Genomic DNA, 16,261 nt, shown 5'->3' on the forward strand with positions numbered 1-16,261 from the left:
TGCGGCAGGCCGACAGCGACAAGGCCGGCGCCCTGCTGATCCGCGCGCAGCGCCAGGCATTGCTGCAGAAGAAACCGATCTGCGCCATCTGCGAAGCGGCCAGGGCGAAAACCGATGCGCACTGAACCGATGCTGCCCGCCTTGCCCGCCGACCTGCCCTGGACGCTGAATGCCTACCTGCTGCTCGATGGCGTCAGCGTCATGGAACTGCCGCGCAAGCTCTACCAATGGAGCGATACTCCGACCTTCGAGCCGCTGTACCGCGACAGCCGCTGGCAGGAACTGCTGGACCTGTCGCCCTGCCTGGTCGCCCTCGACGGCCGCCAGGACCCTATCCTGCAGGCGTTCCTCGACAACGCCGCACAGGAATGGGGCTACCTGCTCTTCGCCCGCGTCAGCTTGCCGATCCTGTCGCAGCACCTGCGGGACCTTCTGTGCGTCCAATCTCCCCATGGCGAGCCGGTGCTGCTGCGCCTGGCCGACCCGGCAGTGATGCATAGCCTGCTGGAACATGAACGCATGGAACTGTTCGGTCCGATCGAGCAGGCATGTGCTCCAGATGCCCTGGAAATCCGCTGGTGGCAACACCGGCGAAGCGGTTCGGCGATCGCTCGCGACCGCACGCAGCCCTACCGTCTGAGCGAGGCCGAATTCGATGCACTTGGCGAAGTCAGCTTCCGCCAGACCCTCATGGACATGGATCGCCACATGAATCTGTATTTCCCCGGCTATCGCCCGGCCCTGTGCGGCCGAGAGCGCTTCCAGCACCTGCGTATGCTGGCCGAGCAGGCCTACCGTCGTGGGATGTGCTCGGCGCGGGACATCCTGCTCTACGCCAATATCTTCGGCTACCTGGGCGAGGATGCGCTGGACGCGCATGCGGACATCGCCGTGCTGCTCGATGGTCCCTCCAGCCAATCCCCGGCGCAGCGGGTGGCCGCTGCGGCCGAGCTGGCGGAGCGTCGCGCCGCCGAGACAGAAAGGATGCATTCATGACTGCGCAGGCCACACCCCGGCGAGACAGCGCCAACCTGGCGGCAAACGAAGCCTCGTCCAGCGATAGTCGTTCGCCGAGCGGCACCTGTCCGTTGATGAACGCCAAGGTGCAGCTGTTGCCGCTGCGCTACGGTTTGACCGAAGGCGTCGATCCGAGCGCCGAGCTGGCGATGCCTTTCGCCCTGAAAAGCCGGCCGCTGGGTCTGCGGCTGGTGCGCAATGGCTATCTCTACGTGATCGACGGCGGAACCGGAAAGCTGCACGAATACCGCATCGACAAGGGCGCTATCGACAAGCTGCTGTGGCAGGACGCCGAGGTTCGCGCCGACGTACGCAGCCGCGCGGTCGGCGAGCCCCAACTGGTCTTTCCCCGTACCAGCGTCCTGTACGTGGCCTATTCGGAGCTGCAATGGACCGCGCGCAAGTGCATGCAGGTGCTCGCCAGTCCGAAGGACCGCGAGCACTTCATGCAGGCCGTCGATCTGCGCCGCGCCGACCCGCAGCAGGGGGGGCCGCATCTGCTGACCCGACGGCAGGCGGAAACCTGGCTGGCCGAAGTGGTGCAGAACAAGGTGCATCGCGACGAGCAGGGCCAGCAGCGCTTCCCGCCCCACCAGCAGCGCCCGGCCAGTCCACCCGCCGCCCATCCGGACGAACGACGCGACTACGTCTGGGAGGATCCGCCGCTGTTCCGCGATACCCAGCTCGGCGAGTTGACTGCGCAGGTACTCCCGCAGTACGAGCATGATGCCCTGTTCCTGGCGCTGCGCGACGACATCGGTGTGATGCGCGACCTAGCCGCCTACCAGGACGAAGTGGTCGGCTGGCTCGAGGAATGGCTGCAGGGCGGCGCCCAGGCCGGGGCCAACGAGCGCGACTACGTGATCGCCTGCTACATCGAGTCGTTGACCCAGATCCGCGCCGCGGAACTGCCCAAGCTGGCCGACGAGAGTGCCCAGCCGCTGTTCGACGATCTCGACCGGCTGCCACCTCCCGAGCGGGAGCGATCGCGCCAGGCCTTGCTGGACTACCTCAACGGCGAGCCGTTGCCGAAGCCGATGGACCCCGCCATGCCGGAGCCGCTGCACAGACCTGTGGAGCGACACTTCACCAAGCGGAAAATGGCGGTTGCCGATCCGGCCTTCGTCGAACGCAACCTGGACGCCCTGATCCGCCTGAAGAAGAGCCACGGCGAAAAGGTCGATGACGCGCTGCATGGCGCCAAGTTTGGCCAGCGTGGCATCGACGACCTGATCGACCGTCCCGCCATGGATTCCTTCCTCGCCGCCAACAGGCCCAACCTGGCGCGCTGGAACGCCCTGCTCGAGCAGATCAGCGCAGACCGCACGCAGATGCTTACCGAGCAGCGATTCCATCGCGCCGCCTGGTACTACGATTTCCAGCAGGCCGAGCAATTGGGACTGGCCTTCGCCACCCAGTACGCCTGCCTGAAGGATATCTGCCGCAGCGACGAGGCCAGCGAGGCCGTGCTCGCCTTCCTGGAGGAAAATCCGCAATACGATCGCCCATTGTTCCAGACTCTGCCGTTGAACACCCAGGCCGAACTGATCGCGCAATACGCGCAGCTCGGGCCGCCCGGCCATCTCTGGCTCTCCAAGCTGAAAGAGTGGGCGCAGCAGCGCGACTCGCTGGAGCTGGGCAAGCTGCCCGCTCTCGACGGCTTGCCGGAGGCCACCCGAGCGCTTGCCGACAGCGCCCAGGCCACGCTCAACCCGGCGTTGACCCTGGGCATCAGCCGGACCATGGAGGGCTTCTTCAAGAGCGTAGGCCAGCAGCAGGCGCCGGATCTCGACGCGCTGTTCCGCAAGCTGCCCAAGGCCCTTCCCGGTCGCCTGCTCGACGCCGCGGTCCGCGAAGGGGTGACCTTCACCATTGCCAGCGAAGCGGAAAAGGCCATCCTCCAGGCCGACCTGAAGGAAGTGCTCGAACAGCGCGCGGAACTGCGCCGGCTGGTCCGCCAGCGCAAGCAGGTGAAGAGCCAGGCCGGACACAAGTCGACGGACGCCCGCGCCTTGCTCGCCGACATCCAGCGTGTCCGCCTCCAGCTCAACGCCCTGGAGCCGCGCCTGGCCGCCGCCCTCAGCCCGATCGCCGAGCTTCCGGACAACAGCATCCGTCTCGCCGGTGCGACACCAGGCCGCGCCGGAATCACCTTGATCCTGCCGTCTGCACAGTTACAGGAAGTTGCCAGTGGTATCCGTAACCTGCGCAATGGCTATAGCAGTGCAGCCGCGTTCAATAAGGTGGGGGATGGAATTGGTCTGGCTGTGTTTGTGGCGCAGTTTGTCAATATGGTGCAGGTATGGCGGGGGGTTATCGCGACTTCACCGGATAAGCGTGAGCTAATGCCGCTGGCTGGTTCTATTTTCACCACAATATCTGCGGGCGTAGCGGCAGCTCAGGCCATTGCCGATACAGCTCTTCAGGCCAGAAGTGTTCAGTTGGCACAGGGGCTGCAGAACCACGCTGTGGAAGTTGCTCATGTACAAATGGGAAAACTGCACTTACGCCTAGGGTTTGTGGGATATGCGGCAGGTTTTTTTGCAGCAGCTGTTGCTACTCAAACCCACTATGGCGAGTGGCTTGGTGCTATACGCAGCGGAAATGCTCAAGCTCAGCAAGGTGCCGCTTTAGCTATGGTTGGCTCCAGCGGAATGCTGGCCAGCAGCGCCTACGGGGTATGGCATACGGGGTATGCTTTAAAAGGTGTGCTCAGGGCTGCAACACCTGCTGCCGAGCGTACAGCCTGGGCATTGGCTGGCACGCGACTTTCGAGCATATTTGCTCGATTCAATATCGCCGGTGCCATTTTCACCGCCCTCGAACTGGTAGGAACCTATTGGTATAACCGCAGTAATACCACGCCCCATGACGATTGGTTGCTCAGTACACCCTGGAGCCGCGACATCGGAGGGCGCCTGAACCAGTCCCTGGAAATCTATCAGCAACGACTTCTGGGGATCGTCCAGACGCCAAGAGGTGAGGTCAAGCACGCGAGTCATGGCAGTTGGTGGCGAGACCTGCTCTCCTCATCTGCCACTGCGGAGATCAGCCTAGCCTTGCCTGGTATCAGTCTGGGAGCACTGCAGCAGACCTTGGCCGGGCGCCCTGAAGTACGCTTGAGCCTGGCGGCCTACCGCATTCGTAGTGTGAAATACGAAAGAGGTTCGCCCATGGTGCGTTGGTTCCCCGTCACCGAAGTTGTCGGCGACAGTCTACAGGTCGCGTCCGCCGAACCGTTGGTGTTGCTGGTGCCGCGGCTAGCGCCGCTGGAGGGTGTGACCGGGGGCTCGGTCACGGAGGATCTATTACTGGCTGTACAGATCGAACGACTGAACCCGCAGGGTCAATATCATGCCGATCGGCACATGGTTCGCCTGTCGCCACACAGCGAAGGAGACTATCCTGCTTCGCCACAACGTATCCAGGGGCAGGAAGCATCCTGGATGCTAATTGACCCCCGTTTGCTGCCGGATTTTGCCGATGCTCCAGAACGATAAGCCCATGGATGTGCCGCCGTTGCGACTGATGGAGAGCCACCGAGCAGGTGATGTGGTTCCCTTTTCCAGCGGGCTGGTCAGTTATCTCGCGCCTTTACCTCTACCTACAGTCCAGCCCGCACAGGACTATTCTCATGCCGTGGGGGAAGTGAATGATACTTATCTTGACTTCGGGACAGGGCTGCCCAATGCATTTGCCTGGCAGGTCAGATTAGGTGGCCCATTTACTCTCTGGATAATATCTGTTTTTTTAATTCCAACCCTAATGATGGTCGGCACGCCTTTGTTAGGTGGTGATATAAGCACGGCTAAACAGTTGGCTGTAGGGTTGTTTGATATAGGAATAACATATGGCTCGGGGTGTGCGCTGTTTGGCTTTCTTATCTTGTTAAGTGCGTGGTGGTCCAATCATATAAAGTATAAAAAGATCATCCCTACTCGCTTCAATCGCCAGCGCCGCGAAGTTTGCTTCGTCCCAGAAAGCCACTCCGCCCCCATCTTCGTCCCCTGGGAGTCCCTATCGGCCTGGGTGATCCAGGCCCAGGGTGCCACCCAGTACGGCATCCAGCGCCAATACGGCATGGGTGTGGGCTTCCATCATGCCGCCAGCGGCGAGGACTTCTCCCTGGAGTTCCCTTGTGCCGGCCTGCCTCTGGCCATCGCCAACTGGGAGGCCATCCGAGCCTATATGGAGCATGAGGTGCACAGCCTCAAGGAGATCCAGGACCCACTCGACCTGCAAGGCCCGGACGACCCGCCTCACGAGGGGCTGCACACCTTCCGCAATGCCCGCGCTCGTGCTCATCGTCGCTACCGGGAGGGTGAAGTAGGGCGTTGGTATATGGTCGGTTGGTATCTCTACCACGCAATGGATTTATGGACGCTGCCATTCCATCTAGTCGAATGGGAAATCCGCCGGGTCAAGCGCATGCAACGCCAGGAGTTGCCCGAGGCCATGCGTGCCTGGTCACAGCCCCTGCCATCCGAACAGTGGGTCAGGCCCAGCGAGGAGCTGCAACGTCAGAGTCAACGGGTGAGGGCCTTGCGACAGCGTGATCCGCAACGCTCGATCATCGAGATATTTACCGAGGTACGGCGAGAGGCTTCGGCGACTGGCGTGCGCTGAGCGCCCGTCGTTTCCGGAAGCATAGCTGGCGGAGCGTCGTCGGCTGCGGAGGTGGGGGATACGGAGCGCTAAGGCTGCGCTCCGCGTATCGCCCGACCCTGCTGGGTGCGAGGTCGGATTGTCGCAAGCCTCAGCGCTGGGCGAGCAACTGCCGGCCGCGGGCGACGGCGGCACGGACCTGGTTCGGCGCGGTGCCGCCGATATGGTCGCGGGCGTTGACCGAGCCTTCCAGGGTCAGCACGTCGAAGACGTCGGCGTCGATCTGCTCGCTGAAGCGGCGCAGTTCGTCGAGGCTCATCTCGGCGAGGTCCTTGCCGCTGTCCACGCCGTACTTCACTGCGTGGCCGACGATCTCGTGGCAGTCGCGGAACGGCAGGCCCTTGCGCACCAGGTAGTCGGCCAGGTCGGTGGCGGTGGAGAAACCGCGGCGTGCCGCCTCGCGCATGATCTCGCGCCGGGGCCGGATCGCCGGGACCATGTCGGCGAAGGCGCGCAGGCTGTCGCGCAGGGTGTCGGCGGCGTCGAACAGCGGTTCCTTGTCTTCCTGGTTGTCCTTGTTGTAGGCCAGCGGCTGGCCCTTCATCAGGGTCAGCAAGCCGGTGAGGGCGCCGAACACCCGGCCGGACTTGCCGCGTACCAGCTCCGGCACGTCGGGGTTCTTCTTCTGCGGCATGATCGAGGAGCCGGTGCAGAAGCGGTCGGGCAGGTCGATGAACTGGAACTGCGCGCTGGTCCACAGCACCAGCTCTTCCGAGAAGCGCGACAGGTGCATCATCGCCAGGCTGGCGGCGGCGCAGAATTCGATGGCGAAGTCGCGGTCGGAGACGCCGTCCAGGGAGTTGCCGCCAACCGCGTCGAAGCCCAGCAACTGGCAGGTGATCTCGCGCTGGATCGGGTAGGTGGTGCCGGCCAGGGCCGCCGAGCCGAGCGGCATGCGGTTGACCCGCTTGCGGCAGTCGACCAGGCGCTCGTAGTCGCGGCCGAGCATCTCGAACCAGGCCAGCAGGTGGTGGCCGAAGGTCACCGGCTGGGCGGTCTGCAGGTGGGTGAAACCGGGCATGATGGTGTCGGCTTCCGCTTCGGCCAGGCCCAGCAGGCCCTCCTGCAGGCGGGTGATCTCGGCGAGGATGGTGTCGATCTCGTCGCGTAGCCAGAGGCGGATGTCGGTGGCCACCTGGTCGTTGCGCGAGCGACCGGTGTGGAGCTTCTTGCCGGTGACGCCGATGCGGTCGGTCAGGCGCGCCTCGATGTTCATGTGCACGTCTTCCAGGTCGACGCGCCAGTCGAAGCTGCCGGCTTCGATTTCCGCCTGGATCTGTTGCAGGCCGTCTACGATCGCATCGCGCTCGGCGTCGCTCAGCACGCCGACCTTGGCCAGCATCGTGGCGTGGGCGATGGAACCCATGATGTCGTGGCGGTAGAGACGCTTGTCGAAGTCGACGGAGGCGGTGAAACGGGCGACGAAGGCGTCGACGGGCTCGCTGAAGCGGCCGCCCCAGGACTGGTTGGTCTTCTCTACGCTCATGGTATCTCTCGCTGCAACAAGAAACGGACAGGCCGCGCGGCCTGCGTGACGGGCAAAGTGCGACGATGATAGCAGGCCGGGAGGAAAAACCGGCGGCTCGTCGACGAAGCCGGAACGAGCGCTGTTTCGCGGTTTTTTGCGGCAGATGGCATTTCGGTGCTTTATTTCGCCCGTACGCCCGCGGCTGTCTTGCGGGCGCCCCGGGCCTTGCGGAAACTCTGTCGATGCCTATCCGATTCAAGCCCTGCCGCTCGACCCGGCCGGCCGTCCAAGACGACTTCTTCATTCCCGAGCTCTGCGAAGCCGAAGCCCTGTTCACCCTGGTGCTGCTGGCGGAGCTGCTGGTGCTGGTGCTGGTGCTGGCGGAGCCGATGACGCCGAGCTTCAACTGGGTGCGCCTGGCCCTGGCGTCGCTGTTCGTGCAGTGGATCGTACTGCTCTCGGCGGCGCTGTTCTGCCGCCTGCGGCCATTGCTCGCGCGCCTGCCGGTGGCGCTGGCGGGGAGTGCCTGCTGCCTGTTGGTGGTGGCCCTCACCCTGGGCTGCACGGCGGTCGCCGAGCACTATCAGCTGGGCGGAGAACTGACGCGTGCCGGCGAGGTCAATCTGTATCTGCGGCACGCGCTGATCGCGCTGATCATGTCCGCCCTGGTGCTGCGCTACTTTTACCTGCAGAGCCAGTGGCGCCGGCAGCAGCAGGCCGAGTTGCAGGCGCGCCTGGAGTCGCTGCAGGCGCGGATTCGCCCGCACTTCCTGTTCAACAGCCTGAACAGCATCGCCAGCCTGATCGAGCTGGACCCGCTGAAGGCCGAGCATGCGGTGCTGGACCTGTCCGACCTGTTCCGGGCCAGCCTGGCGAAGCCCGGCACTTTAGTTTCCTGGGAGGAGGAACTGGCGCTGGCAAGGCGCTATCTTTCCATTGAGCAGTATCGTCTTGGCGATCGCCTGCAACTGGACTGGCAGGTGCACGGGGTGCCGGCCAACCTGCCGATCCCCCAACTGACCTTGCAGCCGCTGCTGGAAAATGCGCTTATCTATGGCATCCAGCCGCGGGTCGAAGGTGGCCTGGTGCAGGTCGAGGCGGTTTATCGTGAAGGAGTGTTCCAGCTATGTGTGAGCAACCCCTACGACGAGGCGCTCGAGTCGCCCCCGTCGAAAGGCACGCGACAGGCGTTACACAATATCGATGCACGACTTGGGGCACTTTTCGGGCCTAAAGCGAGTCTCAGCGTCGAGCGCCGTGACGGACGGCACTACACCTGTCTACGCTATCCATGTGCGCGACTCATGCAGGAAGCCTGAGCTTATGAATGTCCTGATTGTCGATGACGAACCTCTGGCGCGAGAGCGCCTGGCCCGATTGGTAGGGCAACTGGACGGCTATCGCGTCCTCGAGCCCTCGGCCAGCAATGGCGAAGAAGCGCTGACGCTGATCGACAGCCTCAAGCCCGATATCGTCCTGCTGGATATCCGCATGCCCGGTCTGGACGGCCTCCAGGTCGCGGCCAGACTCTGCGAGCGGGAAGCGCCGCCGGCTGTGATCTTCTGCACGGCCCATGACGAATTCGCCCTGGAAGCCTTCCAGGTCAGCGCCGTGGGCTACCTGGTCAAGCCGGTGCGCAGCGAAGACCTGGCCGAGGCGTTGAAGAAAGCCTCGCGACCGAACCGCGTGCAACTGGCCGCGCTGACCAAGCCCCCGGCCTCCGGCGGCAGCGGTCCGCGCAGCCACATCAGTGCGCGGACCCGCAAGGGGATCGAGCTGATCCCGCTGGAAGAGGTGATCTTCTTCATTGCCGACCACAAGTACGTGACCTTGCGTCATGCGCAGGGCGAGGTGCTGCTGGACGAGCCGTTGAAGGCGCTGGAAGACGAGTTCGGCGAGCGCTTCGTGCGCATCCACCGCAACGCGCTGGTCGCCCGCGAACGGATCGAACGCCTGCAGCGTACGCCGCTGGGGCATTTCCAGCTCTACCTGAAAGGCCTCGACGGCGATGCACTGACCGTCAGCCGGCGGCACGTGGCCGGGGTCAGGCGTCTGATGCATCAGCTCTGACGGCGGTCGGCGGTTCGCCAGCGACCCGGGTGCGGCTATCGGGCCCAGCGTCCGCGCACTCGGGTTCGAACTGTTATCATGGGCGCATCCCTGTGCACGGAATATCCCATGTCGTCCCGCGAAATCCGCATCGCCACTCGCCAGAGCGCCCTCGCCTTGTGGCAGGCCGAATACGTCAAGGCGCGCCTGGAGCAGGCTCATCCTGGCCTGACCGTCACCCTGCTGCCGATGACCAGTCGCGGCGACAAGCTGCTCGACGCACCGCTGGCGAAGATCGGCGGCAAGGGCCTGTTCGTCAAGGAACTGGAAACCGCCCTGCTCGAAGGCGCCGCCGACATCGCGGTGCATTCGATGAAGGACGTGCCGATGGACTTTCCCGAGGGGCTCGGCCTCTACACCATCTGCGAGCGCGAAGACCCGCGTGACGCTTTCGTCTCGAACACCTACGCCAGCCTCGAGCAACTGCCAGCCGGCAGCGTGGTCGGCACCTCCAGCCTGCGCCGCCAGGCGCAGCTGCTGGCGCGCCGGCCGGACCTGCAGATCCGTTTCCTGCGGGGCAACGTCAATACCCGCCTGGCCAAGCTGGATGCCGGCGAATACGACGCGATCATCCTCGCCGCCGCCGGCCTGATCCGCCTCGGCTTCGAGTCGCGCATCCGCTCCTCGATCAGTGTCGACGACAGCCTGCCCGCCGGCGGACAAGGCGCCGTCGGCATCGAATGTCGTACTGCCGACAGCGACTTGCATGCCTTGCTGGAACCCTTGCACCATTCCGACACGGCTCTGCGGGTCACTGCCGAGCGCGCGCTGAACAAGCGACTCAACGGCGGTTGCCAGGTGCCGATCGCCTGCTACGCCATCCGCGAGGGCGACCAGCTGTGGCTGCGCGGCCTGGTCGGCCAGCCTGATGGCACCCAGTTGCTGCGCGCCGAGGGGCGGGCGCCACTGGCGGAAGCCGAGGCGCTGGGCGTGCGGGTGGCCGAGGACCTGCTGGAGCAGGGCGCCGAAGCGATTCTCGAAGCCGTCTACGGCGAGGCCGGACATCCGTGAGCGGCTGGCGGCTCCTGCTGACGCGCCCCGACGAGGAGTGCGCGGCCCTGGCCGCCAGCCTCGGCGAGGCTGGCGTCCATAGCAGTAGCCTGCCGCTGTTGGCGATCGATCCGCTGGAAGAAACCCCGGAGCAGCGTACGCTGATGCTCGACCTGGACCGCTACTGCGCGGTGGTGGTGGTCAGCAAGCCGGCGGCGCGCCTGGGGCTGGAGCGGCTCGACCGCTACTGGCCGCAGCCTCCGCAGCAGACCTGGTGCAGCGTCGGCGCGGCGACCGCGGCGATCCTCGAGGCCTACGGCCTCGACGTAACCTACCCTGAACAGGGCGACGACAGCGAAGCGTTGCTGGCGCTGCCGGCGTTCCAGGATTCCCTGCGCGTGCACGATCCGAAAGTGCTGATCATGCGCGGCGAAGGTGGCCGAGAATTCCTCGCCGAGCGCCTGCGCGGCCAAGGCGTGCAGGTGGACTACCTGCCACTCTACCGGCGCCGGGCTCCGGACTATCCGGCCGGAGAGCTGCTGGCAAGGGTGCGGGCGGAACGCCTGAACGGCCTGGTGGTCAGCAGTGGACAGGGTTTGCAAAATCTGTATCAGTTGGCGGCAGCCGATTGGCCCGAGATAGGCCGGTTGCCGCTGTTCGTACCCAGCCCGCGGGTCGCCGAGATGGCGCGCGAACTGGGTGCGCAACGGGTGATTGATTGCCGGGGCGCGAGCGCGCCGGCCTTGCTGGCGGCCCTGACGAGCGCCGCCTAGAACTTTCTTGACCAAAGGATGGACCTGTGAGCGAAGCAGTCACTCCCCAAGACGACGCAAGAACTTCCACTTCCACCCCTTCTCCCGTTGCACCCGATGCATCCAGGCGTTCCGGTACCGCCACCGGCCTGGCGTTGCTCGCCCTGCTGGTTGGCGTGGCGGGACTCGGCGCGGGTGGCTGGAGCTTCTGGCAGGTCCAGCAGTTGCAGGGCACCGAGCGCGACCAACTGGCGCAGCTGGAAGATGCCCGTGGCAAGACCGAATCCCTGGCCCAGCGTAACCAGCAACTGGCTGCCCGCCTGGACGCTTTGCCCACTGCGGACGAACTGGAGGCCCGGCGACGCCTTGTGGTGGAGCTGCAGGGCGACCAGCAGCATCTCAGCGAGCAACTGAAGAAGGTCCTCGGCCAGAGCCGCCAGCAATGGCGACTGGCCGAGGCCGAACACCTGCTGCGCCTGGCCAGCCTGCGCCTGTCCGCCTTGCAGGACGTGGGCAGCGCCACCGAACTGGTGCAGGGCGCCGATGACATCCTGCGCGCGCAGAACGATCCCGGCGCCTATGCCGCCCGCGCCAAGCTGGCGGCCAGCCTCGAGGCCCTGCGCGCGTTGCCGGAGCCGGACCGTACCGGGCTGTTCGTGCAACTGGCGGCGTTGCGCGAGCAGGTCAACCAGTTGCAACCGCTCACGCCGACCTTCAAGGAAGGCGAAAGCGGTGCCAGCAATGTCGCCTGGGGCGACGGCAACAGCACCTGGGAGCTGTGGTGGGAGAAGATCTCGCGCTACATCCGCATCGATTTCAATGCCGGCCAGGACATTCGTCCGCTGCTGGCCGGCGAGCAATTGGCGCAGGTGCGCCTGACCATCGGCCTGGCCCTGGAGCAAGCCCAGTGGGCGGCGCTGAATGGCAAGCAGGAAGTCTACGAGCAGGCGCTGAAGCAGGCCCAGGACGTGCTGGACGGCTATTTCAACGTAGAGCTGGCCGACAGCCGCGCGTTGAAGTTGCGTATCGATGAGTTGGCGAAGCAGCCGGTCACCGTGCAGGTCCCTGACCTCGCACCGGCCCTGAGCGCCTTGCAGGCCTACGTGTCGCGCCGCGAGGCCGCTGGCAACCTGGTGCCCGAGGCGCAGGCGGCTCCGGCCACGGAGGGCCGTCCATGAGACGCATCTACCTCCTGGTTCTGGCGGTGGTGCTGGTCGCCACGCTGGTTGGGCTGGCGATCTCCGAGCAGGCCGGCTATGTGCTGATCGCCTACAAGAGCTTCCGTTACGAATCCAGCCTGTGGTCGTTCCTCGCCCTGCTGGCGGTGGTCTGGCTGCTGGTGGTGCTGGTGCGCCTGGTCCTGCGCCTGCTCGGCAGCTCGGGGCGGGTGGTCAACCCCTGGTCGCGCTACAACCGCCGGCGTCGCGTGCAGATGGCCGAGCACAGCGGCCTGCGCGATCTCGGCGAAGGCAACTGGCCGCAGGCACTGCGTCACTTGCGGCGGGCGGCGGAGATGGGCGAGCGGCCGCTGATGCATTACCTCGGCGCGGCGCGGGCCGCCAACGAACTCGAACGCTACGACGAGGCCGACGACCTGCTGAACCGGGCTCGCGAGCGCGAGCCGGACGCCCAATTGCTGGTCGGCCTGACCCGTGCGCAACTGCTGATCAATCGCGGCGACTACCCGCAGGCACGCAATACCCTTGAAGAGCTGCACGGGCTCCAGCCGCAGCACCGCACGGTATTGCGGCTGATGCAGCAGCTGTACGTCACCCAGCACGACTGGCAGGCCCTTTGCGTCCTGCTGCCGGAGCTGCGCAAGGAGCGTGTGCTGAAGGATTCCGAACTGCGCGACCTCGAACGCCGTGCCTGGGTGGCTTCCTTGCAGGAAGCCGGCGAGCGTGGACTGAACGAGGGCGAGACGGCGTTGCAGCCGCTGACCCAGCGCTGGCAGAACGTGCCTTCGGCGCTGCGTGCAGACCCGGCGATCGTCGCGGGCTATGCCGCCCAACTGCTTCGCCTGGGCGCCGAGGAAGAGGCTGAAGAAGTCCTCCGCCATGCGCTCAAGCAAGGCTTCGACGCGACCCTGGTGCAACTCTACGGGCAGGTGCGCGGGCGCGATCCGGGCAAGCAATTGCAGGCCGCGGAAGGTTGGCTCAAGGAACATCCGAACGATCCCGGCCTGCTGCTGACCCTGGGGCGCCTGTGCCTGATCAACAAGCTCTGGGGCAAGGCCCGGGAATACCTGGAGGCCAGCCTGGGCTTCCAGCGCAGTGCCGAGACCTGCGCCGAGCTGGGACGCCTGCTGGCGCAGCTCGGCGAGGTCGAGCGCAGCAACCAGTTGTTCCAGGAGGGCCTGGTCCTGCTCGATCGGCGTACTCCGGGGCTGCCCGTGGTGGTGGCGGGCATTTGAGCATGGGGAACGCCACCCGGCGTTCCCCGTTCGGCTCCATCGGCAGGACTGTGGCGGCTTGTCGCGGGCGCCTGGCATGATTCGGGATGTCTTGCCGCAGAGCGGCCTTGCGGCTTGAAACGGCCGGAGGCTTTCCACTACCGTAGGCGGCCTTTCCCCTGTGTACCTGTGGATCCGCCATGCCCCTGGCCAGCCCCCGTCAGCTTTTCCTTCTCGCGTTCCTGGCCTGCGTCGCCATCATGGGCGGGGCGCTGTACCTGGAACATGTGGTTGGCCTGGAGGCCTGCCCGCTGTGCGTCGTGCAGCGGATCTTCTTCATCCTGATCGGCCTGACCTGCCTCGCTGGCGCGATCCAGGGGCCCGGCCTGCGTGGGCGGCGTATCTACTCCGTGCTGGTGTTCCTGCTCGCTCTCGGCGGCGGGGCCACGGCCGCCCGCCAGGTATGGTTGCAGACCGTTCCGCTGGACCAACTGCCGGCCTGCCTGCCCAGCCTCGACTACATGATGCAGGCGCTTCCCTTCCAGGAAGTGATCCGCCTGGTCCTGCACGGCACCGCGGATTGTGCCCAGGTGAGCTGGACGCTGTTCACCCTGAGCATTCCGGAATGGAGCCTGCTGGCGTTCGTTGCCTATCTCGGTTTCTCCATCGTGCAGTTCCTCCGACGTGCCTGACGCGGGCTGTCCCGTGGCCTTTCGTCAGCTCTCGAGCGTCGGCCGTATCGATTTGGCGAAAACCAGAGCGGATGCGGGATACCGATCAAACATCCGTATGAATTTTTCTGTACGGGCGTCTTGATGGGGTCATCCCGGGGGCATAATCTGGCTTTCCGTAGCGCCGGAGTCCGCCCCTTGCACAGGCGTTCTCCCACAGAGCGCAGAGAGTGCGTCAGCAATGCGTCTCGGAGCGGACGATGATTCTCCGGGACGTCCGAAGAGGGAAGCGAGGACAACATGCTCGAAAGCTGCCGTAATGCCCAAGAGCGGTGGGGGGGCGTGCACCAACTGATCGATCGCTGGCTGCATGAGCGCCAGCAACTGGTGCAGGCCTTCGATGCCCTGAGCGGTATTCAGGCACCGGCGCCCAACGCCGAAGAACTCCAGCATTTTTGCCAATTGCTGCTGGACTACGTATCTGCCGGACACTTCGAGGTCTACGAGCAACTGACGGCGGAAGGCAAGGCCTTCGGCGATCAGCGCGGCCTGGAGCTGGCCAAGCAGATCTTCCCCCGGCTGGAAGCCATCACCGAATCCGCGCTGAACTTCAACGATCGCTGCGACAACGGCGATTGCCGTGAAGGAGCCTGCCTCATCGCGGAGCTGAAGGTCCTGCGGCAACAGTTGCACGAACGCTTCGAGCTGGAGGACTGCCTCATCGAAGTCCTGCACAACGCCCACAGCCAGAGCGGCGCAGAGGGTTCGGCAGTACCGGTCTGATTCACCGGCGAGTCGTTACGAAACGGCGCGTCTCCATGCGGGAGAGCGCCGTTTTTGCATTTCAGCGGACGCCCAGCAGGTCGATCTCGAAGACCAGCGGAGCGTCGGGCGGGATCAGGTCGCCAGCGCCTTCGTGGCCATAGGCTTGCGTCGAAGGAATCACCACTCGCCAGCGCGCGCCGACAGGCATCGCTCGCAATGCTGTGCGCCATCCCTCTATCACACTGTCCAGAGCGAACCACTCGGCGCTTTCGCTCTGGTCGAACACTTGACCGTCGGCGAGCAGGCCGCGGTAACGGACGTGTACCTGGGTTGCCGCGCCGATGCCGTTACCTTGGCCACGACGTAATTCGCTGACGAGGACGCCGCCGGTCAATTCGCGGACGCCGAAGCGGGCTTTTTCGTTGGCCAGGAAGCGGGCCTCGGCGGGTGTGATCCGCGGTGTTTCCGTCGTGGCGTTCTCGTGTTGCAGCAGAAGTTGTTCGATGCGTTCGGGGGGGATTTCAAGTGCCTCGCCGCGATAGGCCTGGCGCAGTCCGAGAAGTAGTTCGGATAGCTCTAGGTCGGGCATTTCCTGCTGTAGGCGCGTGCCCAGGCGGGCGCCTACAGCATAGGCCAGTTCGTCCTTGGGGGGCGCGGCGAAAAGCGGCAGCGGCAGTAGAAAAAGACCGATGAAAAGGCGGCGCGGCATGCGGTTTCTCCAGACGAATCGGCGGGCAATCCTGGCGCACGTCGCTTGTAGCACATCGAACCCGTTGGCGAGAGGGGGTTTGCGGGTCTAGTATGGGCGCAACCACGTCCGCCTGGAGGCACGTCATGTCGGCCAACAAGAAGCCCGTCACCACCCCCTTGCACCTGTTGCAGCAACTTTCCCACAGCCTTGTCGAGCACCTGGAAGGTGCGTGCAAACAAGCGCTGGTCGATTCGGAAAAGCTCCTGGCCAAACTTGAAAAGCAACGTGGCAAAGCCCAGGAAAAACTGCACAAGGCTCGCACCAAGCTGCAGGATGCTGCCAAGGCCGGCAAGACCAAGGCACAGGCCAAGGCGCGCGAGACCATCAGCGACCTGGAAGAAGCGTTGGATACCCTGAAGGCCCGGCAGGCGGACACCCGTACCTACATCGTCGGCCTCAAGCGTGACGTACAGGAAAGCCTCAAGCTGGCGCAGGGTGTCGGCAAGGTGAAGGAAGCTGCTGGCAAGGCTCTGGAGAGCCGCAAGGCGAAACCCGCGACCAAACCTGCTGCGAAGGCGGCAGCCAAGCCTGCGATGAAAACCGTAGCGGCGAAGCCTGCGGCCAAGCCGGCTGCGAAACCGGCTGCGAAACCGGCGGCCAAGCCTGCGGCGAAAACCGCGGCAGCGAAGCCCGCAGCCAAGCCGGCAGCGAAGCCTGTGGCGAAACCGGCGGCCAAGCCCG

At 64.9% G+C, this 16,261-nt stretch carries 13 protein-coding genes and 1 pseudogene; 12 read left to right on the forward strand and 2 right to left on the reverse strand.

The window, feature by feature from the left end; all coding sequences use genetic code 11:
- Window positions 1–114: 114 nt before the first annotated feature.
- The 3 genes from HMPREF2581_RS09195 to HMPREF2581_RS09205 are packed head-to-tail and all read left to right on the forward strand — an operon-like array spanning window position 115 to window position 5,643.
- On the forward strand, window positions 115–996 hold the full coding sequence (locus tag HMPREF2581_RS09195) for a DUF4123 domain-containing protein (protein ID WP_003141969.1): 882 nt from the start codon (window positions 115–117) through the stop codon (window positions 994–996).
- Window positions 993–4,517, forward strand: coding sequence for a toxin VasX (locus HMPREF2581_RS09200; RefSeq protein ID WP_003141967.1), 3,525 nt, complete (start codon window positions 993–995; stop codon window positions 4,515–4,517). The genes HMPREF2581_RS09195 and HMPREF2581_RS09200 overlap by 4 nt, the downstream gene beginning before the upstream one ends.
- A gap of 52 nt (window positions 4,518–4,569) precedes the next feature.
- A complete protein-coding gene (locus HMPREF2581_RS09205) occupies window positions 4,570–5,643 on the forward strand; it encodes a hypothetical protein (RefSeq protein ID WP_003141965.1) in 1,074 nt (357 codons plus the stop codon).
- Between the two features lie 130 nt (window positions 5,644–5,773).
- Here HMPREF2581_RS09205 and argH read toward each other — a convergent pair whose 3' ends face one another.
- Window positions 5,774–7,168, reverse strand: coding sequence for an argininosuccinate lyase (gene argH, locus HMPREF2581_RS09210; RefSeq protein ID WP_003141964.1), 1,395 nt, complete (start codon window positions 7,166–7,168; stop codon window positions 5,774–5,776).
- A 224-nt stretch (window positions 7,169–7,392) separates the two neighbouring features.
- On the opposite strand from argH, the gene algZ reads away from it, so the two are divergent.
- The 8 genes from algZ to rsd all read left to right on the forward strand — a co-directional run bounded on the left by algZ (window position 7,393) and on the right by rsd (window position 14,847).
- Complete coding sequence (gene algZ / locus HMPREF2581_RS09215; protein WP_070867315.1) at window positions 7,393–8,469, forward strand: alginate biosynthesis two-component system sensor histidine kinase AlgZ; 1,077 nt, start codon at window positions 7,393–7,395, stop codon at window positions 8,467–8,469.
- Window positions 8,470–8,473: 4 nt separating this feature from the next.
- Window positions 8,474–9,220, forward strand: a complete 747-nt coding sequence (gene algR, locus HMPREF2581_RS09220; protein WP_003096397.1) for an alginate biosynthesis regulator AlgR — start codon at window positions 8,474–8,476, stop codon at window positions 9,218–9,220.
- 108 nt (window positions 9,221–9,328) lie between these two features.
- The gene (gene hemC / locus HMPREF2581_RS09225; protein WP_003141963.1) at window positions 9,329–10,270 is read left to right on the forward strand and encodes a hydroxymethylbilane synthase; all 942 of its coding nucleotides are present in this window, start codon (window positions 9,329–9,331) and stop codon (window positions 10,268–10,270) included.
- A complete protein-coding gene (locus tag HMPREF2581_RS09230) occupies window positions 10,267–11,022 on the forward strand; it encodes a uroporphyrinogen-III synthase (RefSeq protein WP_003114032.1) in 756 nt (251 codons plus the stop codon). The genes hemC and HMPREF2581_RS09230 overlap by 4 nt, the downstream gene beginning before the upstream one ends.
- Window positions 11,023–11,048: 26 nt before the next feature.
- Window positions 11,049–12,179 (forward strand): uroporphyrinogen-III C-methyltransferase, encoded by a 1,131-nt coding sequence (locus HMPREF2581_RS09235; protein WP_003096392.1) that lies wholly within the window; start codon window positions 11,049–11,051, stop codon window positions 12,177–12,179.
- Entirely contained in the window at window positions 12,176–13,414 is a 1,239-nt protein-coding gene (locus HMPREF2581_RS09240) for a heme biosynthesis protein HemY (protein ID WP_070867316.1), read from the forward strand. The genes HMPREF2581_RS09235 and HMPREF2581_RS09240 overlap by 4 nt, the downstream gene beginning before the upstream one ends.
- Window positions 13,415–13,593: 179 nt before the next feature.
- On the forward strand, window positions 13,594–14,085 hold the full coding sequence (locus tag HMPREF2581_RS09245) for a disulfide bond formation protein B (protein ID WP_003099230.1): 492 nt from the start codon (window positions 13,594–13,596) through the stop codon (window positions 14,083–14,085).
- A gap of 279 nt (window positions 14,086–14,364) precedes the next feature.
- Window positions 14,365–14,847, forward strand: a complete 483-nt coding sequence (gene rsd, locus HMPREF2581_RS09250; RefSeq protein WP_003120370.1) for a sigma D regulator — start codon at window positions 14,365–14,367, stop codon at window positions 14,845–14,847.
- Window positions 14,848–14,908: 61 nt separating this feature from the next.
- Here rsd and HMPREF2581_RS09255 read toward each other — a convergent pair whose 3' ends face one another.
- On the reverse strand, window positions 14,909–15,538 hold the full coding sequence (locus HMPREF2581_RS09255) for an FKBP-type peptidyl-prolyl cis-trans isomerase (protein ID WP_003141961.1): 630 nt from the start codon (window positions 15,536–15,538) through the stop codon (window positions 14,909–14,911).
- Window positions 15,539–15,663: 125 nt separating this feature from the next.
- On the opposite strand from HMPREF2581_RS09255, the pseudogene algP reads away from it, so the two are divergent.
- Window positions 15,664–16,261, forward strand: a pseudogene (algP, locus tag HMPREF2581_RS09260) (alginate regulator AlgP); the annotation flags it as partial.

Origin of the sequence: Pseudomonas sp. HMSC057H01 (assembly GCF_001836405.1) — a bacterium.
Classification (GTDB): Bacteria; Pseudomonadota; Gammaproteobacteria; order Pseudomonadales; family Pseudomonadaceae; genus Pseudomonas; species Pseudomonas aeruginosa.